Origin of the sequence: Pseudanabaena sp. Chao 1811 (assembly GCF_027942295.1) — a bacterium.
GTDB lineage: Bacteria > Cyanobacteriota > Cyanobacteriia > Pseudanabaenales > Pseudanabaenaceae > Pseudanabaena.
The window spans coordinates 321,084-342,962 of sequence record NZ_CP101416.1; the positions used below are offsets into that span (position 1 = coordinate 321,084).

The 21,879-nt window shown below is 39.8% G+C and carries 17 protein-coding genes and 4 pseudogenes; 14 read left to right on the top strand and 7 right to left on the bottom strand.

The genetic code is table 11. The features are described 5' to 3' along the window. Window positions 1-179: 179 nt before the first annotated feature. The 5 genes from NMG48_RS01445 to NMG48_RS01465 form a co-directional block, all read right to left on the bottom strand. Window positions 180-2,690, bottom strand: coding sequence for a response regulator (locus NMG48_RS01445; protein ID WP_271253692.1), 2,511 nt, complete (start codon window positions 2,688-2,690; stop codon window positions 180-182). A gap of 95 nt (window positions 2,691-2,785) precedes the next feature. Next, window positions 2,786-3,343, bottom strand: coding sequence for a Rab family GTPase (locus tag NMG48_RS01450; RefSeq protein WP_271253693.1), 558 nt, complete (start codon window positions 3,341-3,343; stop codon window positions 2,786-2,788). A gap of 22 nt (window positions 3,344-3,365) precedes the next feature. Continuing rightward, window positions 3,366-6,158 carry a BON domain-containing protein gene (locus tag NMG48_RS01455; RefSeq protein ID WP_271253694.1) on the bottom strand — a complete coding sequence of 931 codons (2,793 nt, stop codon included), beginning with the start codon at window positions 6,156-6,158 and terminating at the stop codon, window positions 3,366-3,368. 508 nt (window positions 6,159-6,666) lie between these two features. Further along, complete coding sequence (locus NMG48_RS01460) at window positions 6,667-7,365, bottom strand: hypothetical protein (RefSeq protein WP_271253695.1); 699 nt, start codon at window positions 7,363-7,365, stop codon at window positions 6,667-6,669. A gap of 10 nt (window positions 7,366-7,375) precedes the next feature. Beyond that, window positions 7,376-7,543, bottom strand: a complete 168-nt coding sequence (locus NMG48_RS01465; RefSeq protein ID WP_271253696.1) for a hypothetical protein — start codon at window positions 7,541-7,543, stop codon at window positions 7,376-7,378. A gap of 75 nt (window positions 7,544-7,618) precedes the next feature. Between NMG48_RS01465 and NMG48_RS01470 the strand changes: the two genes are divergently transcribed. Beyond that, complete coding sequence (locus tag NMG48_RS01470; RefSeq protein ID WP_271253697.1) at window positions 7,619-9,313, top strand: ABC1 kinase family protein; 1,695 nt, start codon at window positions 7,619-7,621, stop codon at window positions 9,311-9,313. A gap of 91 nt (window positions 9,314-9,404) precedes the next feature. Here NMG48_RS01470 and NMG48_RS01475 read toward each other — a convergent pair whose 3' ends face one another. Next, the gene (locus NMG48_RS01475) at window positions 9,405-10,406 is read right to left on the bottom strand and encodes a pentapeptide repeat-containing protein (protein ID WP_271253698.1); all 1,002 of its coding nucleotides are present in this window, start codon (window positions 10,404-10,406) and stop codon (window positions 9,405-9,407) included. Window positions 10,407-10,890: 484 nt separating this feature from the next. On the opposite strand from NMG48_RS01475, the gene NMG48_RS01480 reads away from it, so the two are divergent. The 12 genes and pseudogenes from NMG48_RS01480 to kaiC all read left to right on the top strand — a co-directional run. Next, the gene (locus NMG48_RS01480) at window positions 10,891-11,508 is read left to right on the top strand and encodes a low-complexity tail membrane protein (protein ID WP_271253699.1); all 618 of its coding nucleotides are present in this window, start codon (window positions 10,891-10,893) and stop codon (window positions 11,506-11,508) included. Window positions 11,509-11,596: 88 nt separating this feature from the next. Further along, entirely contained in the window at window positions 11,597-11,989 is a 393-nt protein-coding gene (locus NMG48_RS01485) for a hypothetical protein (RefSeq protein WP_271253700.1), read from the top strand. A 55-nt stretch (window positions 11,990-12,044) separates the two neighbouring features. Then, window positions 12,045-12,413: a helix-turn-helix domain-containing protein gene (locus NMG48_RS01490; protein ID WP_271251623.1), complete on the top strand. Its 369-nt coding sequence runs from the start codon at window positions 12,045-12,047 to the stop codon at window positions 12,411-12,413. A gap of 29 nt (window positions 12,414-12,442) precedes the next feature. Beyond that, window positions 12,443-12,991: pseudogene (locus NMG48_RS01495) on the top strand (transposase); the annotation flags it as partial. A gap of 7 nt (window positions 12,992-12,998) precedes the next feature. After that, the gene (locus NMG48_RS01500) at window positions 12,999-13,850 is read left to right on the top strand and encodes a serine hydrolase (protein ID WP_271253701.1); all 852 of its coding nucleotides are present in this window, start codon (window positions 12,999-13,001) and stop codon (window positions 13,848-13,850) included. A 20-nt stretch (window positions 13,851-13,870) separates the two neighbouring features. After that, complete coding sequence (locus NMG48_RS01505) at window positions 13,871-14,590, top strand: phytochelatin synthase family protein (RefSeq protein WP_271253702.1); 720 nt, start codon at window positions 13,871-13,873, stop codon at window positions 14,588-14,590. A gap of 270 nt (window positions 14,591-14,860) precedes the next feature. Next, a complete protein-coding gene (locus NMG48_RS01510; protein WP_271253703.1) occupies window positions 14,861-15,163 on the top strand; it encodes a hypothetical protein in 303 nt (100 codons plus the stop codon). A 115-nt stretch (window positions 15,164-15,278) separates the two neighbouring features. Next, window positions 15,279-17,216 carry an ABC1 kinase family protein gene (locus NMG48_RS01515; RefSeq protein ID WP_271253704.1) on the top strand — a complete coding sequence of 646 codons (1,938 nt, stop codon included), beginning with the start codon at window positions 15,279-15,281 and terminating at the stop codon, window positions 17,214-17,216. Window positions 17,217-17,414: 198 nt separating this feature from the next. Further along, window positions 17,415-17,903: pseudogene (locus NMG48_RS01520) on the top strand (ATPase domain-containing protein); the annotation flags it as partial. A gap of 63 nt (window positions 17,904-17,966) precedes the next feature. Then, the gene (locus NMG48_RS01525; RefSeq protein ID WP_271251623.1) at window positions 17,967-18,335 is read left to right on the top strand and encodes a helix-turn-helix domain-containing protein; all 369 of its coding nucleotides are present in this window, start codon (window positions 17,967-17,969) and stop codon (window positions 18,333-18,335) included. Window positions 18,336-18,364: 29 nt separating this feature from the next. Continuing rightward, window positions 18,365-18,913, top strand: a pseudogene (locus NMG48_RS01530) (transposase); the annotation flags it as partial. Between the two features lie 14 nt (window positions 18,914-18,927). Continuing rightward, window positions 18,928-20,142, top strand: a pseudogene (gene kaiC / locus NMG48_RS01535) (circadian clock protein KaiC); the annotation flags it as partial. A gap of 91 nt (window positions 20,143-20,233) precedes the next feature. Here the strand turns inward: kaiC and NMG48_RS01540 are convergent. Beyond that, window positions 20,234-21,376, bottom strand: coding sequence for a transposase (locus NMG48_RS01540; protein WP_271252192.1), 1,143 nt, complete (start codon window positions 21,374-21,376; stop codon window positions 20,234-20,236). A gap of 123 nt (window positions 21,377-21,499) precedes the next feature. Between NMG48_RS01540 and NMG48_RS01545 the strand changes: the two genes are divergently transcribed. Continuing rightward, window positions 21,500-21,826, top strand: a complete 327-nt coding sequence (locus NMG48_RS01545) for a circadian clock KaiB family protein (RefSeq protein WP_271253707.1) — start codon at window positions 21,500-21,502, stop codon at window positions 21,824-21,826. Window positions 21,827-21,879 lie beyond the last annotated feature (53 nt).

Genomic DNA, 21,879 nt, shown 5'->3' on the forward strand with positions numbered 1-21,879 from the left:
ACGAAAACTTTTTTGACATTGTGCTTATAAATTTTGTCATAAAAGTCTCACTACATGAGACTTTTCGCAAAACAAACAGTAATTCTCTGTTTTTTATAGCAACGAAAGAGATAGCTAGGATAAACCAAAACCCAAAAGATGAGTTGCGGCGCTTCGCGCCGCAACTCATCTTTTGGGTTTTATGCCCTAATTTTGAGCATCCAATGTTCGAGCATTTCTTGGAGTTGTTTGCGGCGGATGGGTTTACTGAGGTAATCATCCATACCAACCGCTAAACAGCGATCGCGATCTTCCTTAAAGGCATTCGCAGTCATAGCAACAATAAATATATGCTTGAGCAACTCCTGAGTCATTTCCATTTGCCGAATCGCTTGTGTAGTGTCATATCCATCAAGCAAAGGCATCTGACAATCCATCAAGATGATGTCATAATCTTTAGATTTGATTAATTGCAGTACCTGTTCTCCGTTATCGGCTAAGTCTGCTTGACAGCTTAGCTGAGATAAGTAGGACATCATAATTTTCTGATTAACAACATTATCTTCAGCTAACAGGATCTTCAAATTACTAAGCCTTTCTATGGCAGAGTTCTCTCCTATATTATTTTCCTGTTCAGCTACTAGTTGAGTAATGACCAAATCATCAATGGAAGGTAATATGTCTATATCTAAAGCCAAGGATATAGATTTTAACAACCTTTGTCTTTTAAAAGGCTTGGTGATATATCCACAAAATCCTTGATCAATGACTGTTTGTATTTCACCTTGACGATTAGCTGTCAATACTGCAATTAGTGGGATATTTCTATTTTGTTGAGACTGGATTCGTTGAACTAATTCAACGGTATTAAACTCTATTAGTTTCCAATCAATTAGAGCGATATCAATTTGTTTGCCTGTATCCAAATAAGCGATCACATCTAATATATTGGTTGCTTCATAGACACCTGCGCCAAAATCCTTAAGATAATAACAAATCGCCTCACGAGTATGTTGATTTTCGTCAACCACCAAAATAGTTCTCTTACGTAGAGGTTGATTTTCGTCTACTACTAATGATGATATATTGTGGGGCTGCCGATAAAAAGGTACTCGAAACCAAAAGCACGTACCTATGCCTTGCTCTGGAATAACTACGCCAATTTCTCCCTGCATCAACTCCGCTAATTGACGACAAATTGCCAGTCCTAGACCAGTACCACCAAAACGACGGGTTGTAGAAGCATCAACTTGGGAAAAAGGCTGAAATAACTTGTCATAATCTTTTTCATGAATGCCAATACCTGTATCAGTGATGGAAAATTTTAAATAAATAGGAGGCTGCTCTAAGTAGTTACTTGTTGCATTCACCTCTGAATTATTCGCTGATTCCATTAAGGTTTGCTCAAATAGGCGATCGCGCTCAACCCTAACAAATACTTCTCCCTTATCGGTAAACTTAATCGCATTACCAATTAAATTCATCAGTATTTGCCGCAACCTGACTGTATCCCCTAATAAAAAATTTGGTAAGTTCTCTTCAAAGAGGACATTAAGCTCTAAACCCTTACTATGAGCTTGCAAAGAAAATATTTCTAGAGTCTCTTCCAAACACTGTTCTAAATGGAAAGCCAAGCTTTCTAATTCCAGTTTCCCTTCTTCTAGTTTTGATAGGTCAAGAATACGATTAATTAAACTCAACAATAGATTGCCACTGAGCCGAATATTATCAACAAAATCTTGCTGACGAGGATCAAGATTTGTACTCAGCAATAAGTCTGTCATACCTAATACACCATTAATCGGAGTACGGATTTCATGGCTCATATTTGCTAAGAAAATATTTTTTGCTTGAGCAGCTTGCTCTGCAAATTGTCTAGCAGCTAACAGTTCCTGCTCTTTACGCTTAATTTCGGTAATATCCCGTCCAACATATACAAAATGATGGCTTGGCTCAATATCATATTCTAATTGATGGTTAAATATTGTTGAGCAAGAAAAAGAGATGAGAACTTCTTCCTTCTGTTTTGATAAACAGAGAATTTCAATATTATAAAAATTGCAATTGTCTTCTGTAACTTGACCTCCATCAGATTGACAAGAAATAGCATCAAGCTGATGAGCATCATTAAAGATTAGCGTGATTGAACTGCCGATCAATTCATCTTGAGAATAACCAAACAAGTTTATAGTAGCGGTATTGATCGTTTTAATAATGCCTTGATGATCGGTAACAATTAAGGCATCTGCCATTGACGAAATAATTTTATCAATATATTCCTTTGATTTTGTAAGTGCATTAGCTAATAACTCTGACTCATTAATTCTTTGCAGCAAAACCTGAGATTGCATCATCATTTCTGTAACGTCTTCAATACAGATAATAATATTTTTGTCTGATTCGTCTAGTTCGTTTGTACCGATGATATAAAAATCAAAATAGAGATTTTTCCTTGTAGGAGAAGAGCGACAAATCCCCTTAATTTCAAAACTAGTTGATTGATTAAGCCAAATATTATTGAAAATCCCCTCTAAGCCAATAGTCTCTGGAAATACTTGGCGAATATCTTTATCTAACAAAGACTCATACGGACATTCAGAAAACCTTTCAGCCCCATAGGATGTGTCTGTAATCACAAACTGTCGATCAATCGTTACAAATGAGCGCTCTGAAGCAGTGAGAAGCTTTTTAAGGATTTTTGACTGTTTCATAGCAGCTAATGATGTAAAAGAATACCGACCTTATTGTTCTTTTAGGATATTTTTATCAATATTTTTGTTATTCTATTAAACAAATAATAATGTACTTATTCTAGCATTAGCATCTGATACGCTAGTGTTTGGAATATCTCATCAACGCCTTCTCCTGTCTTCGCTGATGTCGCTTTCAATAGTACTTTAAGTTCGGCAAATTCCGTAGGAATAGATTCAAATAGAATCTCTTTTTCATGGGCTGTGATTAAATCGACCTTATTCAAAGCAACGATTACATGGGAATGGGGATTAATTGATTGAAAAAGTTGGACATGTCCTTTCAGGCTCTGCATACTTGCTTGCCTCGTAACGTCACCGACAATTAATGCACCTTTAGCTCCTTGGAGATAGCTAGGAGCAATTCCTTGAAAGCGCGTACTTCCTTCAATATCCCAAACAATTAGTTGTAATTGCTTTAAATCTTCCTTGTCGGCATTTTCAATAGAAGTTGCGATAGATACGAGTTTCCGTGATATTTTCACCCCGACTGTTGATAGGTACTTATCGCTAAATTGTCGATCTACAAATTGACGGATCAAGCTAGTTTTGCCAACGCCAAAATCGCCAACAAGACACATTTTTTGAGAAATTACTTTTGGTGAAGAATTCATTTAGTTAAATAGTCTCGGACATTTATTTTAGCGTAGGTTCAAACTCTACCCATCTTGCTATTTGGTCAGAAGGTTGCTGAATAGATGGTTCTATTATCCCAGAAATATGTAACCGATTTGCATTGATGCCCTTCTTTAGCAGAGCATCACGTAATGCTTGAGTACGCTTTACCCCTAGTTGATAGTTCACTGTGCGATCGCCGATATTGTCACTTTTGGCAGAAATTTTGAGGCTGTAGTCAGGATACATATCTAGAAAAGCCTTAACTTCTATTAATTTTTCTAACTCTGATGGTTGGAGGATAGTTACACCAAAAGGGAAGTAAATGCGAGTCGATAGCTTCGGCACTATGAGTATCGTGGCATTGGTTACGGCAGTAATTCCCGCAATTTTGGTGAAAGTTTGAGTGATTTTAGGGATCAGGCTGGGTTGCTCGACTTGCCCTGTAATCGTCAATTGCCCATTATTGAACTCTGTAGCAATATTGACCCCTTGGGTATAGTTAAGCACTCTAGTAAGCCGTTGGACTTCTGCCGCAACGAGTATGGGATCTGGTGGGATATTAACGGCATAGATATTGTTGTTAATGTTGGCGATCACTATTTCCGTTTTGGTTACTTCGTTGGCAACTTGAAGGGCGCGATCGCGTAAATTTTGATTTGGTAATTTACCTGAGAGTTTGAGTTGCTGACCATTGGCAGCAACATTGAGGCGATAGACCGCAAGTTCTGGCGTACTTGCAAAGGCTTCTAAAACTTTGGCTTCGATTTGGCGATCGCGTTGGGATTGATATTGATAAATTCCCATTGGTACAAAAACTAAGGCAAATAGGGCTAAACCCAGAAAAATCAGAGCTTTTGATGATTTTTTAGGCTGAGTCTTTTCTACTTCCATCAAAGTCTTTAGTTCTAGATGAACTTTAAAGGGAACCATACTGGGATCACCATCAAATTGTTTGAGGCGATCACCATAAACTTGGATAATTTGACCAAATATATCGCGAATTTTCGTCACAAATTCGGAGTCTGGCTCCCCTCGAATGATGACTGCGAGATAACAATAGCCAGCAACTTCTAATAAAATTTTTGAGCCACTATAGTTAATTGCATCAATCTCAGCTTTTTCTTCTGATGAGCGTGACATACATTCGTTGGCAAAGCTCCGAATTGCAGTTAACATCCCCGCTAACATATCCGAGTCAAGCGGCTCGATCAGAGTATTAAGATCACTCTGTTGAATATCAACCATCACTAATCCCGAAAGATTATGAATCAAAAATATTGCTTGCACCTCAAAGGGAACTGATTCTTTGAGAATCAATTCTGCTTCTGAAACCCCCTGAATTTTGGCTCGCAATTTACGCTGTAAACCTCCAACACTAAAGGTTTGCTCTACTTTTTCATTAATAGATCGAATAGCTTCAGCAAAATATTTGGCGATCGTATTGCCAATTACTGGATAAAGGGCATCTACCATTGAATCGCGTTCAAGGGCAATTTGGCGTTTGATTGCGGAACCCATCTCTGGGGCAATGGCATCAATAATTGCATCCCGATCTAGGCGAATTTGTTCACGAATGGCAGCTCCCATCTCTGGGGCGATCGCCTTGGCAATCCCTTCAGGACTACTATGAATATGCTCACTAATAGCACTGGGCAAAATATCAGAAATCGCATGACTCATGGCAACTCGATCTAGTTGCGATCGCTCAAAGATCACTTCCGCAATAATTGGCATGATCGCTTGACACATTGATTCTCTAGATTCTGTCACTTTCAGACTCAGGATATCCGCAATTACTGGCAGCAAAAGTTGTACTAGTTCATCTGGTTCATTAATTCGATTTTCTAATTGAGCAACTCGCTCTCTCACACCAGCAATTTCGGTAGGGATATTGTCATTCTCATTATCAATTTCTGTAAGTCGTGAACCAAGACTACTTAACCCAAGAGAAGCATTTTGAATTAAGCTCTCTAATCCCTCAATTTTATCCATTAAGGCAGGATTGTTAACCTGACTTTCAACAATTCCGAGTTTTTGTTCGACAGAAACTTTAAAACTTCTGAGATCTTCGATCTCTGGTACAACCAGAATATCTTGGAGAAGGTGCAATGCCTGATCATCTTCTAAGGGACTTGATGCAGAGCTATAGGAAGATGGATCTTTTTGATTGCTTTTTTGATTAACGCTATCTAGTTTTTGTGGTTGAGTTGCTGATTGCATTGGCAAAACAGATTGAGATTTGCCAATGCTTAATTCATTTAGTTCATTCTCTGTTGGCAAATTAGGTTGAGTTTGATCAAGTTTTAGTTCACTTCTTAAGAGAAGATCATGAATAAGATTGATAGTTTCATTTTCTTCTGCTTTTTCTAGTGGCAAAGATTCTCTAGCATTTGATGCAGTGCCATTGCCATTGTTCTGAGCCGCATTATTACTATTGTTAATGCCATTATATTCAATGGGTTGAATATTCTTTAGAAAAGGTAACTCATCAAGAAGGCTAGGGAATGGATAACCTGAAGGCGATCGCATTTCTAAAGGTTCATCTAGAGATTCCTTAGATGATTCAAGATCTACCAATCTAGATCTGTTTTTTAGCTCTTCATTCTCAGGATTAATATCTACAAAGCTAGAATTATATTCGTAGTCTGCAACCTGTTCCTCATATTCTGATTGCAAAACCAGTGACTGATTTTGATTCTCAGAGTTTCGAGTTTTTTGGGATTCAATAATGTTGAGTTCAGAGAGCAGAAGGAAAAACTTCTCAACGTCGCTGAGAGAATTATCATTGATATTTCCATTTCTCTCTGACATAGGATTTGGGATAACAACGTTATTCTATACGATAGCGTCTTTCAGGCTAGTCATGGGAATATTACTACCCTAACACTAAATTCACAACAGCAAAATATATAAGAGTTTGTAATTTATTTTAACGTCAGTTCGACGAAGGCGGAAAATGGTAAAAATTGCTAAGCGATTTTTACCATTTTCCGCCATTTGCGCGGCGCTTCGCGCCTCGCAAATGGCGTTATCGAACTCACGTTATTTTAGAAAAAATGCAAACTAAAAAACTAGGTAGTCCTATAAAAGAACGGATTTATTGTGGTAACTGGTGTTACGTGGAAGTCTTCTAAAGCCCTCACCCCTAGCCCCTCTCCCGCAGGAGAGGGGAACAAGAAAAAAATATGGTTTTGCTCCCCTTCTCCTGCAGGAGAAGGGGTTGGGGGATGAGGGGCGATCCTAGTTCCACGTAACATCAGGTGGTAAGTATGGACGGCACTTCGCGCCGCCCATACTTACTTAATCTTAAACTGAGAACCTATGAGAGTTTAGATTTAGAGCGAGCTGTAGTTTTTGTTGTGCTGCTTGAAGTTGTATCTGAACCTAGTGAAGTCGATCGCTCATTTTTTGGTTCCGAACCAATTATATTGACCTGCTCATATTTCTCATCAACTCTTTCTTCGGCTGCCTCACGCAATTCAGGCACAAATTCTGACCCCTTCAGTCTCATGCCTAACTCAAATAGCAACTCCGCCAAATCATCTTTAGAGAGCTTGTCTTCACGGAGAATCGAGAAATGACGGTCTAGCTCTTCTAAAACTAGCGATCGCAAATCACGGGTATCATTTTGCAGACTATCTCTAGTTTGCGCGAGTTCATCCCGCAGGGCAACTCGTTGAGCTTCAACGGTCTCATCAAGGGTTTCAATACTATTGGTAAACTTGCGATTAAGGCGATCGAACTGTTGGCGAAGGTCGGCAGCTTCTTCTTGGGCAGTCGAACTAATCGTTTTTAGGCGTTTATCAATAGACTCAACCGCAGTCCTTAATTCAGTGGCTAAAGTTACTTTTAGGTCATTCAGGCGATCGCGGACATCCTGTTGAATTGCCGAAATATCTGACTCTGCTTTATCTAGACGACTAGTATATTCGCGCAAATGTGCGCCGAAAATGATATCGCGAATTTGATCAATATTGCCTAAGCGTTCGCGGATTTCATCTCTGGTGATTTCACCCATTGGATTACCTCTAGGAATGTTGGGAATAAATATAAAGTTTTAGCCAAAGTTTTAGCCAAAAATTCAGCTTTTGGTCTTTGTATATTCTGGCGATCGCCAATACAAAATAACCATAGCAAAGTCTTGCCATTTTTGCTGTATAGCTCATGATGGCAAAAGTAAAAGCAGTGCTTACCATTGCTTTTTTTGGTTTCGCAATTGGGTAAGATAAATACAGCAATGCTATTTGGCAAGGCTTAATTATTAGCAAAATATGTCTGCGATCGCCCAATTACCTCCCAAAAAACTACGCTGGCAGAGAATTAAAAGCTCTTCCCTTGCCCGTCAACGAGAAGTATTTTTAGCTACATTTACATTCCTGTTTTTTATATGGTGGGATAAGTTTTGGCAAATTGATACATCGCGTACCCGCAACAAACGAGCTGAGTGGCTAGTTCGCAACATGCTCGAACTAGGTCCAACATTCATTAAGATTGGTCAATCACTATCTACTCGCGTTGATATCTTGCCACCTGAATACATCAGCAATTTATCGCAGCTTCAAGATAAAGTGCCAGCTTTTAGTGCTAAAGAAGCTAGAGACATCATTGAGTTAGAACTAGGCAAATCACTCTATACCATCTATCGTGATTTCGATGAAGTGCCTCTTGCTGCCGCTAGTCTTGGACAAGTGCATCGCGCTACACTGCATACAGGTGAAGATGTCGTTGTTAAAGTTCAACGTCCGGGGTTGAAAAGATTATTTGATCTCGATTTACTAGCCGTTGGTAAGCTTCTCAAATTTTTTGATCGCTATTTCGCTTGGACTCGCAAATATAATCTACAAGGGATTTATAACGAATTTTTTACCATTCTTTATCAAGAAATTGACTATGCGATCGAGGGGAGTAATGCCGATCGCTTTCGCAAAAATTTTGAAGGCTATCCAAGGATTGTTATTCCTAAAGTTTATTGGGAATATTCTACTTCGATGGTTTTAACCTTGGAATACGTTCCAGGAATCAAGGTGGATGATCGTCAAGCCCTTGAAGCTTGCGGGTTAAACCCTAAGGAAATCAATCAATTAGGAATCTGTTGTTATCTCAAACAACTACTCCAAGATGGCTTCTTTCATGCTGATCCACACCCCGGAAATTTAGCCGTTAGTCCTAGCGGTAGTTTGATTTTCTATGACTACGGCATGATGGCAGAAGTCAAGACTATGGCAAAGGATCAAATGGTAAAGACCTTCTTTGCTGTATTACGAAAAGATACGAATGAAGTCGTTGATACCCTCATGAGTATGGGTTTTATTGAACCGATCGCCGATATGAGTCCCGTCAAACGGATGTTGAAATTCGTATTAGATCGCTTTACAGAACGACCTGTCAATATCTATGAGTTTGAACAAATTAAAGGTGAAGTGGTTGCTATCTTTGAGAAACAGCCATTCCGTTTGCCACCACAGATGACCTACCTGCTTAAATCTCTAACGACCCTTGATGGGATTGCCCGAATTCTTGATCCTGAATATAACTTTTCTACAGCGGCTCAGCCCTTTGTTAAAAGCATTGTGCTTACTAAAGGTCGAGGCAATACTCTAGGAGCTTTAGCCCAACAAGCCAAAGACTTTCTGGTCTATCAGCTCAATAAACCAAGTCGTATGGAAATTTTGCTCGAACGCTTGGAAGAAAGGATAGAACGGGGCGAATTGATGATTCAAGTAAAGTCTACTGAAAGCGATCGCACCCTCAAGCGGATTAATATTGCGGTTAAAGCTCTAATCTATGCCTGCTTAACAGGATTTTTATTACTAGCAGGTGCTGTACTTTTAGTTGGGACAAATGGGTTATATAGCGGCTGGGCGATCGCCGCCTTTGTGGGGGCAGCTTTTTCAGGGTTATCCTTGCTTCGTGCTTTAGTCCAGCTATCAATTCGCGAAAAAATTGACAATCTTGCTGAACAATAGTCATGATTTAAACCCAATACTTAGCCTATTTGAAATGTCTCTTTTGCAAGATAAAAGTCGGTGCATCTCGCCGACTTTTATCTTTGAAATTTTAATTTTGAACAGAGCCATCAGGCATAATTGTCCCAAACAATTTTGCCTCTGATAAACTGACTTCATTGAGATTGGCTAATCTTAAATTAGCTTTTGCTAAATTAGTACCAATTAAAAACGCTGCATCTAATTTTGCGGAAATCAATTGAGCCCCATTCAAAGTTGCACCACTTAGATTGGCATTACTTAAAACTGCATCACTTAAAATTGTATCTTCCAAGTTACTATTGCTTAGATCAGCATGGCTAAGGATCGCATTACTAAGAACAGCACTTCTAAGATTTGCATTACTTAAGTTCGCATTACTTAAATTCGCATTACTGAGAACGGCATCAGTTAGATTTGCGTAGCTCAAGTTTGATTGATTGATAGTCGCATTGCTCAGATCACATTCTTGCAAATTAGCATTACTCAAATTTGCTGTACTAAGTTTGGCATCAGATAAATTAGCATTACTCAAATCAGCAAATTCTAAATTTGCATTTGTTAAATCACTACGCCTCAAATCTGCATTGGTGAGGCTTGCATTACTCAAAATGGCATTACTGAGATTAGTCTCACTCAAGTCGGCATTCCTTAAATCGCTAGAATCTAAATCTGCACCACTCAAATTAGCTCCATTAAAAGAAGCCTCAGTTAAATCGGTTCCATAAAGATTTGACAAACTCAGGTTACATCTTTGCAAACAAGCTTCACGCAGGTGGGCTTTACTCAAATAAGCTCCACTAACTTCAGCATCCCTTAAATTTGCCTTATACAAATCTGCTTCTCTGAGGTTTGCTTTTACTAAGTCAGAGCTACTTAGATTCGCACCTAGTAAATTGGCATTACTTAGATTTGTCCACCGTAAATTTACTCCACTTAAATCGGCTTCGCGGAGATTAGCTCGTCTCAAATTAGTACCACTAAGATTGGGAATAATCTCAGGATTCTCTAGTCGCCATAGATTCCAGCTAGCTACTCCTTGTTTCAGTATTGCAAGATGTTCCGAGTTTCCCATATGTCTCTTCCTATGACCCCTTGATCTGGTTGGGTGTAGCTATTTTTTAAGTATTTATTTTTATTTAAGAGCGCAGAGTGAGCGCTGTATGAAATTTAGACTAAATTTTGAATGGCTTATCTTGCCACTAAATTAGCCACTAGCGAAACAAGAAAAAATCAGATTTTTATAGATCCGCCCAAGACAAAATCATTGATAGTCGCAATTTATTGATGTCAATTAGTGACTAGGCACAATTCCTGAAACTCTATCGTTTTTTTGCAAAGCTCAGTCGCGAGAGATTGATGTCAATGGTAGTAAAGTCAAGCTATTAAAAAGCTACTTAGATTTACAAGACTTAAATCAGCTTGTATCTAGCAATACCTGTAATTCACGCTAGTTTACATTAGTTAATATTTTAACTACACAATCAGTCTAAAGAGTTAGGATACTGAAATGGGAGTAGCGCAAAGTTTCTAACTATATAATCTTAATTTTTTGAAATATGTCTTCTTTTAAATCAGAACCATTTTTATGGATTCATCTATCAGGAATTGTGGCTTTCCCAGTCTTTTTGGGAATTACTTGGTTTAGCTTATCAGTCAGCGATCACTCTTCTACACTCGGACTAGAAATATTGCTAATGATCGTAATTGGCATCCTTCCTATTTTTCTTATGCAGTGGACTCGCCCTTTTGAGATTTTTAGTTTACTGATCCTTGCGATGAAGCCCGATAAGATTTCCTGTCAACAACGCCAAATTTTGAGTTTATTTAAAGCTCCAAAGCAACGTATTCTCAGCACAGCAACAGCGATCGCAATGATGGGGATATTGTATGGTCTATATCAATTGCCTCCCTTAACAATGATTGAGTTACCGATACTTACTCAATTACTTAGTCAATCCCATATTCTGGGGCTAGTGGTTGCCTGTGGCGCTTTTCTGGGAGCTAATCTGTTTTTGCAAGTCCCTATCAGCGTTTTAGGAGTATTGCTCAGCAACGAACAAGATTTTGCGGCGATCGCCCCCTATCCCACTGACAAAATTACACAGGATTTTACCTTGGCGGGGTTTTGGGTCGATAAAATTATTGCGATCAATTCAATAACTCCACAAAAATAAAAATTAAAATCACTAGTAAAAATTAAAATCGCTTATTTCGGTATAGTTTTCCTAGTAGTTGGTGACTGGCTCCAATCAGGAAGGAAAAATGAAACGATATTCGCTCGCGATCGCAGTTCTAATCACCTGTATTAGCGGACTTCCTACTTTTAGTCACAAATTATCCGTTTGGGCAGAATCAACAAATTCTTCACCAGTTATTGCATCACAGGTTGTCACACCTCAAAAAGCGATCGCTCGTTTACTTAATTCTCCAAAGCCAAAAGCGGAATGGTTTACTACTGAATTCTTATCTCAGTTATCTCTTGCCCAAGTTGAGCAAATTGTTGCCAATCTCCAAGTATTTGTCGGAAATTGTCAGCAAGTGCAAGGTCAAGATGTCAGCTATCTAGCAATTTGCGATCGCGGAAATGTACCAATCAAAATCAAGCTTAATCCAGAAGGGAAAATCGCTGCATTTTTCTTAGGTACAGCCTATTGAGGGAAAGAGTAGTACAAGATAAGCTAGGATAGCAAAACCCAAAAGAGAGTAAAAAATGGCACCTTACTCACTAGATCTCAGAGAAAAGATCGTAGCAAACTACGAAGCAGGAAATACATCGATTCGGGAAGTAGCGAAGCAATTTCAAGTCGCGACGAAAACAGTGCAAAAACTACTGAATCAATACCGAGAGACAGGAGAACTAAACCACAAACCATTAGGTAGTCCAATCAAAAGTCCCCTCGAAGCGCATCAGGAGAAAATCCTCGAAATTGTCTCAGAGCATCCAGATTGGACACTATGGCAGTACTGTGAAGAAGTAGCAGAACAAACAGGAGTATCAGTGACCACAGGCAGCATGTGCCGATTTTTCCAGAGGCATAACATCACTCTAAAAAAAAGACCTATCGCCATGAAAAGGTAAAAAGTGAGGCAGTACAACAGCAAAGATGTGAATTTTGGGAAGCATTGAATGAAGTGAAAGCTGAAGATCTGATTTGTATTGATGAAACGGGAGTATGGCAGGGGATGGAACGCTCTGTGGCAAGAAGTGAATGTGGCAAAAGAGTATTCAGTCTTCGTCCCTTTTACAAAGGTCAGAAATACACAATAATTGGCGCTATTTCAGTTGATGGGATTGTTTGCCTGAAAACGATTCAGGGTTCTATGAAAGGAGCAGATTTTCTCACCTTTGTCCAAGATGACCTAGTACCTAAATTACGTCCTGAGCATAGGATCATCATGGATAACCTCAACTGCCATAAAGTTGAGGGGGTCGCAAAAGCAATTACAGCGACAGGTGCTAAGATTTTGTACTTACCCACCTATTCTCCTGATTTTAATCCAATTGAGATGATGTGGTCGGTTCTCAAATATTTTATTAGATTGCTTAGACCTCATTCTCAAAAACTACTTCAGCATTTAATCAACGTTTTCCCTTACTTGTTAGAAAAAGATTTCTTCAAAAATTGGTTTACTAAGTGTTGTTACTGTACTACTTAATCCCTCAATGGACTGTAAACATCAACAAACCTTTGAGCAGGCTGTTGCTAGTTTTAAAGCCCTAGACGGCAAAGTTAGTCTTTTGGTGATGGAAGGTAAAAATCAACGGGCAGGTATCCAAGTTGATAGTCCGATGGCAGTGGGTTCTGCTTTTAAATTAGCAGTACTAAATACTTTAAAAAAGCAAATTGCTGAAGGAAAAATTACTTGGGGGAAAGTTGTCTCACTTCAGGCAAACCAACAAAGCCTACCAACAGGACTCTTGCAAAACTGGTCAGCAGGTTCGCTTTTAACTGTTCAGACTTTGGCAAGTTTAATGATTTCCCTCAGTGATAATACAGCTACAGATACACTGATCGATCTCATTGGCAGAAATGAAATAGAACGTTTCTCACTGCGTAATCGTCCATTGCTCAAAACCCGTGAAATGTTTACATTGCGAAGTGCGAAGAATGCAGATCTATTAAAGAAATATCGACTTGCAAATACTAGCGATCGCCTACAAATATTGCAAGAGATTTCCCGTCAAGATTTACCTGATGTGATGGAATTCGTAACCAATCCTCAGATTTCTCTCGATGTTGAATGGATTTTTACAGTACGGGAGTTATGCACTCTCATTGAAGATGTTGCCGATTTACCATTAATGTCATTTAACGCAGGTATAGCCGATCCGACCGTATGGAAAAAGGTAGCTTTCAAAGGTGGCTCAGATGCAGGTGTTTTAAATTTTACAACCTTGCTCCATTCCAAAAATGGTAAATCCTATTGTATTTCTGCAACATGGAATAATACTAAGCCTGTCAGCGAAGTTCAGTTTGCTACTTTATATAAAGGATTAATTGATACGCTTCCATAGTAAAAACATAAACTTAAGCTATGAAAATTGCTGTAAGGATTGCAATTCAAACTTTGGTACTGGGTTTAGCCTGTGCAGATACCCTATTCGCTCAAACCCTTAAATTACCTCCAAATCTAATTCCTTTTAACTCTATAGAAGGGGAAAAGCTATTAATTAATAGTCAGTTTAGAAATGACTATTTCCCATTAAGTATTCATTTTGTGACTCAGAAAAATCAAGCTTATTGTGGGGTTGCTAGTATGGTAATGGTGCTAAATGCTTTAAATATTACTGCGCCTGAAGCCCCTGAATATCCCAGTTTTCATACCTTTACTCAAGACAATTTTTTTGACAATGAGAAAACGAGTAAGATTTCTTCTGCCAAAGTCATTTCTAGGCGAGGGATGAACCTAGAGAAGTTAGGTAAATTATTGGAAAGCTATGATGTTAAGGCAAAGGTTTATCATGCTGTGGACATTGACATATCACAATTTCGCCGATTAATTACTGACAATTTAAAACAACCAAATAACTTTGTCATTGTTAACTATTTACGAAAATCTATTGGTCAAGAACAAGGAGGACATATCTCACCGATCGCTGCTTACGACCAATCCACAGATCGATTTCTAATTCTTGATGTTTCCCGTTATAAATATCCGCCAGTTTGGGTAAAAGCGGAAGAATTATGGCAAGCAATTTCTACTATCGATTTTGATGGTGGCAAGACACGCGGTTTTGTCTTAATCAGTCAATAAACGAGAGTTAGATAACGCCATTTGCGCGGCGCGAAGTGCCGCGCAAATGGCGGAAAATGGTAAAAATCGCTTAGCGATTTTTACCATTTTCCGCCTTCGTCGAACTGACGTATAGTTAATGTGAGTTCGGGATAATTTGAAACGGACTTGAAGAGAGGGTTTGCATAGCAAACCCTCTCTTCAAGTCCAAAAGTAAAAGCCTTACTGATGTTTAATAATGTGCCAAGATACGCACAGCAACTTATCACATGCTTTTCAACAATTTAAACAATGCGCGCCAAGATTGATAACGAAGTTCTATTTATTCACCGTGAGGATGTCCCGAAGTATAACAAACAAGGATCTATCGTCCGTAATAGTTACTTTTGGGCATTGCGATCGATCGCAGGTAGGTCAAACTCTCGCTATGATTGGGAATTTGAATCGGAAATATGGATTGCCTTACAGCGCATGTTACTCTCTTTCGGCGAGTCAGGCTATTTGCCGACCCGTGAAACTCAGTTAGAATTTGCCCCCGATACAGAAGATATTCCCCAAGTTTTGCGATTAGTATCCACCATTGCAGATCCATAGCAATGCTAAGGGGCTGCAATCGCAAAACATAATCCTAGAGAGCTATCCCGAATTGTGTAACAAATTGTTAAACTAATCTATACGCCAAGTCTAAAAGTGAGCCAACAAAAGTCCTATGTCCGCACCAAAATCAGACTTTGAGTTAGATCGTTATGATATCAATGCGATCGCCGAATATTATCGTAACCAACCTTTGCGTGTCTGGTGGCGTTGTGTAGTGATTTTCGTGCCACTGATCTGGCTATTTCTAAGATTGCGCCTCAGTGCCAAATCCTCAGCCGCAGAATTAAAAAAATTAGCGATCGAATCACGGGAACTAGTAACCCGCCTTGGACCCGCATTTATCAAAATTGGGCAAGCCCTCTCTACCCGTCCAGACATCGTACCGCCAGTATTCATGGACGAGCTTGCTGAGTTGCAAGATCAATTACCTGCCTTTCCCAATGAGATCGCTTTTCAATTTATTCGTGATGCCCTAGGAGCCGATCCCTCAGAAGTCTATGCGGAAATATCGGAAAATCCGATCGCAGCTGCATCCCTTGGGCAAGTCTACAAGGGCAGACTGAAAACAGGGGAACTCGTAGCTATCAAAGTCCAACGTCCCGATATCGCCGCAGGCATTGCCCTTGACATGTATATTTTACGGGGCATTGCCACATGGATGAAAAAGACCTTTAAATTTGTCCGCACTAATTTAGCCGCAATTCTTGACGAATTTGCTAGCCGCATTTTTGAAGAAATGGACTATACCTTTGAAGGGCAGAATGCAGAAAAATTCGCTAAATATTATGGCGGATTAGAAGGGATTTATGTGCCAAGAATCTATTGGCAATACACTGCTAAGCGAGTGTTGACAATGGAATGGATTGAAGGCATCAAGCTCACCAATGTTCAAAAAGTTAAAGAAGCTGGTTTTGATAGTCGCCACATTATTGAAGTTGGTGTGCAATGTTCTTTGCGTCAATTGCTTGATTATGGCTATTTCCATGCCGATCCCCACCCAGGGAATTTATTAGTCATGAATGATGGCAAACTTGCCTATCTAGATTTTGGCATGATGAGTGAAGTTTCCTCCGAACAAAGATTTGGTCTGATTGAAGCGATCGTGCATTTGGTCAATCGTGATTTTGATGCGTTGTCTAAGGATTATGTGCGCTTAGGATTCTTGACTGAAGATATTGATTTTGGAGCGATTGTACCTGCCCTGTCAGATGTCTTTAATCCGCCTGAAGGTCAGAGTCTTACGCAAATGGATTTTAAAGACATGACTGATCAGCTATCACAGATCATGTATGACTATCCCTTTCAAGTACCTGCCTACTATGCGTTGATTATCCGATCGCTGGTCACACTAGAAGGTATTGCCTTTAGCGTCGACCCGAATTTCAAAGTCTTAGCAGTTGCCTATCCCTATGTCGCCAACCGCTTGCTCAATGACTCAGCCCCAGAATTAAGGATGGCGCTCAAGGACTTGCTATTCCGTGATGGCGAGTTTCGCTGGAATCGTCTCGAAAATTTACTGAGTAATGCCCAAATTAACCCAGACTATAACTTAAATGGAACTATTGATAAGGGCATAGATTTCCTACTTTCCGATCGCAGTGAATTTATGCACGATCGCATCATCGATGAAATTGTCAAAGGTATTGAAGTAGAAGCGAGCAAGCGTTTACCTGCCAACCTCCGCACCTCTCTAATTGGCGATATCGTTGTTGATCCTCAAGTTAAAGAAAAAATCACGCAAGCTGGAACCCCTTCTAGTTTGGGTTACATTGCAAGGCTATGGTCAATCTTGCAAAAAGATAAGGCAATTACTCCCAATGAGATTCTACCCTTAGCTACTCGAATTTTGAGTAAACCCCAAACCTTAACGCTCGGTCGTGATGTCATCTCTAAACTAGCTCAGCGATCACTAGTCAGGACAGTGCGAGGAATGTTACTACGTGATGAGAAAAAGTACCAGACTGAGAAACAAGAACAAAAAGAAGAAAGAGAACTCATCGGCTCTGCTGTTTCAGGATTGAGGCGATCAATCAATGGACGCAGTTGGTAGTATGAATTCAGTCTATTGACTAGCGTTTACGTTATGTTTCCTAGGCAGTGGTTAAGGTAAGGGCGAGAGATCATGTTAGGATCTTAAGTACTCGATAATAATCAGGAATATCTTCTATAAAACAAAGCTGATTATCATTGGGTAGCGGGAGTTGCTCAAACTTTCGTCCTCTCGATTCTAATCACTTTGTAAATCTCCATGGACAACAATCAAGAACTACAGTTAGCCAAATGCCTCACAGGTATTCAAGGACTCGATGAAATCACTGATGGTGGATTACCCCAAGGTAGACCGACCTTAATTTGTGGCTCTGCGGGTTGTGGCAAAACTTTGTTTGGGGTCGAGTTTTTGGTGCGCGGGGCGACACTGTATGGAGAAAATGGAGTTTTAATTACTTTTGAAGAAACAGCGACAGAAATCACTAAAAACGTTTCCTCATTGGGATGGAATTTAAACCAATTAATTTCGGATGGCAAAATTTTAATTGATCATATTTATATAGAGCCAAGTGAGATTGAGGAGACAGGAGAATATGACCTCGAAGCACTATTTCTGCGTCTGAGTTATGCAATTAAAAAAATTGGTGCGAAACGGGTGCTGCTAGACACGATTGAAGTTTTATTTGCAGGTTTAGCAAATAGTAATATTGTTCGTGCTGAGTTGCGACGCTTGTTTCATTGGTTACAGCCTATTGAGGGAAAGAGTAGTACAAGATAAGCTAGGATAGCAAAACCCAAAAGAGAGTAAAAAATGGCACCTTACTCACTAGATCTCAGAGAAAAGATCGTAGCAAACTACGAAGCAGGAAATACATCGATTCGGGAAGTAGCGAAGCAATTTCAAGTCGCGACGAAAACAGTGCAAAAACTACTGAATCAATACCGAGAGACAGGAGAACTAAACCACAAACCATTAGGTAGTCCAATCAAAAGTCCCCTCGAAGCGCATCAGGAGAAAATCCTCGAAATTGTCTCAGAGCATCCAGATTGGACACTATGGCAGTACTGTGAAGAAGTAGCAGAACAAACAGGAGTATCAGTGACCACAGGCAGCATGTGCCGATTTTTCCAGAGGCATAACATCACTCTAAAAAAAAGACCTATCGCCATGAAAAGGTAAAAAGTGAGGCAGTACAACAGCAAAGATGTGAATTTTGGGAAGCATTGAATGAAGTGAAAGCTGAAGATCTGATTTGTATTGATGAAACGGGAGTATGGCAGGGGATGGAACGCTCTGTGGCAAGAAGTGAATGTGGCAAAAGAGTATTCAGTCTTCGTCCCTTTTACAAAGGTCAGAAATACACAATAATTGGCGCTATTTCAGTTGATGGGATTGTTTGCCTGAAAACGATTCAGGGTTCTATGAAAGGAGCAGATTTTCTCACCTTTGTCCAAGATGACCTAGTACCTAAATTACGTCCTGAGCATAGGATCATCATGGATAACCTCAACTGCCATAAAGTTGAGGGGGTCGCAAAAGCAATTACAGCGACAGGTGCTAAGATTTTGTACTTACCCACCTATTCTCCTGATTTTAATCCAATTGAGATGATGTGGTCGGTTCTCAAATATTTTATTAGATTGCTTAGACCTCATTCTCAAAAACTACTTCAGCATTTAATCAACGTTTTCCCTTACTTGTTAGAAAAAGATTTCTTCAAAAATTGGTTTACTAAGTGTTGTTACTGTACTACTTAATCCCTCAATGGACTGTAAAGGATCAAGGTGTTACGGCTGTAATTACAGGAGAGCGAGGAGATAAAACTCTAACCCGTCAAGGTCTAGAAGAATACGTTTCCGACTGTGTGATCAAATTAGATCAAAAAACCGTTGAAGAAATTGCGACGAGAACGATTCAAATTGTTAAATATCGTGGATCTCGCCATAGTAATAATGAATATCCTTTTTTAATTGAAGAGGATGGCATTTCTGTCTTACCGATTACTTCTCTCAATCTCAATCATGAGGTGTCTAATGAGCGCATCTCGACGGGGATCGCCCAACTCGATGAGATGTTTGGTGGTGAGGGTTACTATCGCGGTAGCAGTATTCTCATCACAGGTAGGGCAGGTACAGGTAAAACCACACTGGCAGGTTATTTTGCTCAAGCAACCTGTATGAGGGGTGAACGGTGCTTATATCTGGCGACCGAAGAATCGCCGCAACAAATTCTTCGCAATTTACACTCGATTAGTTTGGACTTAAATCCATATTTGGAGCAGGGATTATTAAAATTTGATGCGGTACGTCCCAGCAATTACAACTTAGAAATGCGATTGTTTAAAATCCATAAATGGATCAAGGAATTTCAGCCAAGCGCGATCATTATCGATCCGATGAGCAATCTCATTTTAAGTGGGAGTGCGATGCAAACCAAGAGCTTTTTTATGCGGTTGATTGACTATTTAAAGAGTAAGCAAATCACGGTTTTCTTGACTAATTTAACATCTGGTGAGATTGACCTCGATCAAGAAAGAACGGAAGTTGGTGTTTCTTCGCTGATGGATACTTGGCTAGAAGTGCAAACGATCAAGGTCAATGGCGAGCGTAATCGGATTCTTTATGCGCTCAAATCTCGCGGTATGCCTCACTCCAACCAAGTCCGCGAATTTATCGTTAACAGTCAAGGTGTGAAGTTGGTAGATGTTTATTTGGGTGAGGGGAAGGTGTTGACGGGTACAGAGAGAATTAATCAAGAACTGGCAGAAAAATCTCTTGCGAAAAAGCGTCAACAGAATTTTGAATTGAAAAAACGTGATTTTGATCGCCAAAAACAACTGCTTCAAGCCCAAATCAATGCTTTGCAAATGCAGTTAGCCAGTCAGGATCAGGAATTTGCATTACTGCTAGAGGAGGAGAAGGAGAGCCAAAATGCAACCCTTACCAATCGCATTTTTATGGAAAAATTGCGGCATATTAATCCTTGAAGAGATCCCCCCAGTCCCTCTTTTCAAGGGGGATTGAAAGGGATTTCTCAAGATAAATTTTAACTGAGATCTTGCAGCATTCGTGAAAGAGTCAAGTGGGAATGGGTTTGAGAATAATTTCAAAGCCATGACGAGCAGCAATATCGGCACTAATTTGAAGATACCTGAGAAGTTTCAACCAAAGGACAGAAGGGAATAAAACAGAAAGGGTTAAATCACAGGTAGCTTTCCAGTCCAAGATGGGAGGAAACGACCATTGATCAATCCAATGAGCCAAAAGATAAGAAAGCAGAGAGAGGATAAGCCAACGATAAACGCCAAGTTTTGTAGATTGCCCAAAACAATGCAAACCAAAGCGATGTTTGATGGTTTTGAAGAATCCCTCAATCGCCCAACGCTTACGACCTAACATCACCAGATAAGCGCCAGAATAAGGATGAGAAGAGACCACAAAGCGTAACTCCCGTTTACTATCGGCTCTTTTGAGCCAGAACCAAGAGATCGTCAAAGGCGTACTTAGCCCTTCCAGTAAAATTAGTTGTCCACGTTTGCCATGGGGATAAAGTTGTTTGACGGTACGTCCATCTTGAAGTTTACGATTGTTGCGGACACCGACAACGATGCGCCAAGACTTGGCGCGGACAGCATTGAAAAACTTCACCGTACTAAACTCAGTATCAGCAAGGACAATCACAGTCTTGCCTTGGGTTAGTTGCTTGGGTACTGTCCCCAATAACTTACAAGCTAAGTCAGAGGGACTGGAGTATCCTTTGCCGCGCCATACTCTAAAACTCCATGGTACGCGCCACTCTCCATAGACCAGATACAGTACAACCAGATGTAGTCCTCGCTTTCCGTTGAGGATTCTCACCCATGGGTCTGGTTCGTTTGGGGTGGGATTGCTCAAATGTAAAAACTTGCCGCTTTTTTCTAAGGTGGTCAGGTCTATCAGTATCTTTAATGGCACTCTCTTCGATGGGCGATGCTTGGCGATTTGCCCCAAAATTGACAGCCTTGTTGCTCGAATTAGTCCTCTTGTTGACCAGTTATAGTGATTGAGAAATCGGCTTAATGCACTCGCTGATTTTACCTGTGTATGTTCTGGATAGGGATGCCCTTGCGCTTCCAGAAATAGCCCTAATATTGCATTCAGACTTGCTTTTTGATACACACTTGGCATCAGACAAATTAGGCTATACACTAAACCTTGGGCGTGCTTAACGATGCTTTCCATAATCGTTATTTAATTTACTACTACGCCCTTTTTTTCACATCTTTACTCTCTTTGCAACCCCTTTCCAGAATGGTGCAAGTTCTCAGTTAACTAATAAATTTTAACTAATTTCTAAATGAAACTATGACAGATCACCTATCAAAAGAGCCTACTGACCTCTCCCAACCAGAGACTTGGCAATTGCGGCTCTATGTAGCGGGGCAAACCCCTAAATCTCTGGTGGCTTTTGCGAATTTGAAGAATATTTGTGAAGAATATTTGCATGGTCAATATAGCATCGAAATTATTGACCTAACTAAACAACCACAACTAGCGATCCAAGATAGCATTGTGGCTCTACCAACCCTTGTTAGAAAATTGCCCGAACCAATTAAGAAAATTATTGGTGATTTATCAAATACAGAGAAAGTGTTAGTTGGACTACAGATCATTTCCCTTATAAATGAATAGTAGATCAAGCTTTAGATACTGAATCTAGCAAATAAATTCAGTAAGTAAAATAA

What these genes read in the sequence shown, in the direction of transcription:
- NMG48_RS01445 (WP_271253692.1), bottom strand. Translation starts at nt 2,690, where the DNA reads ATGAAACAGTCAAAAATCCTTAAAAAGCTTCTCACTGCTTCAGAGCGC.
- NMG48_RS01450 (WP_271253693.1), bottom strand. Translation starts at nt 3,343, where the DNA reads ATGAATTCTTCACCAAAAGTAATTTCTCAAAAAATGTGTCTTGTTGGC.
- NMG48_RS01455 (WP_271253694.1), bottom strand. Translation starts at nt 6,158, where the DNA reads ATGTCAGAGAGAAATGGAAATATCAATGATAATTCTCTCAGCGACGTT.
- NMG48_RS01460 (WP_271253695.1), bottom strand. Translation starts at nt 7,365, where the DNA reads ATGGGTGAAATCACCAGAGATGAAATCCGCGAACGCTTAGGCAATATT.
- NMG48_RS01465 (WP_271253696.1), bottom strand. Translation starts at nt 7,543, where the DNA reads ATGGTAAGCACTGCTTTTACTTTTGCCATCATGAGCTATACAGCAAAA.
- NMG48_RS01470 (WP_271253697.1), top strand. Translation starts at nt 7,619, where the DNA reads ATGTCTGCGATCGCCCAATTACCTCCCAAAAAACTACGCTGGCAGAGA.
- NMG48_RS01475 (WP_271253698.1), bottom strand. Translation starts at nt 10,406, where the DNA reads ATGGGAAACTCGGAACATCTTGCAATACTGAAACAAGGAGTAGCTAGC.
- NMG48_RS01480 (WP_271253699.1), top strand. Translation starts at nt 10,891, where the DNA reads ATGTCTTCTTTTAAATCAGAACCATTTTTATGGATTCATCTATCAGGA.
- NMG48_RS01485 (WP_271253700.1), top strand. Translation starts at nt 11,597, where the DNA reads ATGAAACGATATTCGCTCGCGATCGCAGTTCTAATCACCTGTATTAGC.
- NMG48_RS01490 (WP_271251623.1), top strand. Translation starts at nt 12,045, where the DNA reads ATGGCACCTTACTCACTAGATCTCAGAGAAAAGATCGTAGCAAACTAC.
- NMG48_RS01500 (WP_271253701.1), top strand. Translation starts at nt 12,999, where the DNA reads ATGGACTGTAAACATCAACAAACCTTTGAGCAGGCTGTTGCTAGTTTT.
- NMG48_RS01505 (WP_271253702.1), top strand. Translation starts at nt 13,871, where the DNA reads ATGAAAATTGCTGTAAGGATTGCAATTCAAACTTTGGTACTGGGTTTA.
- NMG48_RS01510 (WP_271253703.1), top strand. Translation starts at nt 14,861, where the DNA reads ATGCGCGCCAAGATTGATAACGAAGTTCTATTTATTCACCGTGAGGAT.
- NMG48_RS01515 (WP_271253704.1), top strand. Translation starts at nt 15,279, where the DNA reads ATGTCCGCACCAAAATCAGACTTTGAGTTAGATCGTTATGATATCAAT.
- NMG48_RS01525 (WP_271251623.1), top strand. Translation starts at nt 17,967, where the DNA reads ATGGCACCTTACTCACTAGATCTCAGAGAAAAGATCGTAGCAAACTAC.
- NMG48_RS01540 (WP_271252192.1), bottom strand. Translation starts at nt 21,376, where the DNA reads ATGGAAAGCATCGTTAAGCACGCCCAAGGTTTAGTGTATAGCCTAATT.
- NMG48_RS01545 (WP_271253707.1), top strand. Translation starts at nt 21,500, where the DNA reads ATGACAGATCACCTATCAAAAGAGCCTACTGACCTCTCCCAACCAGAG.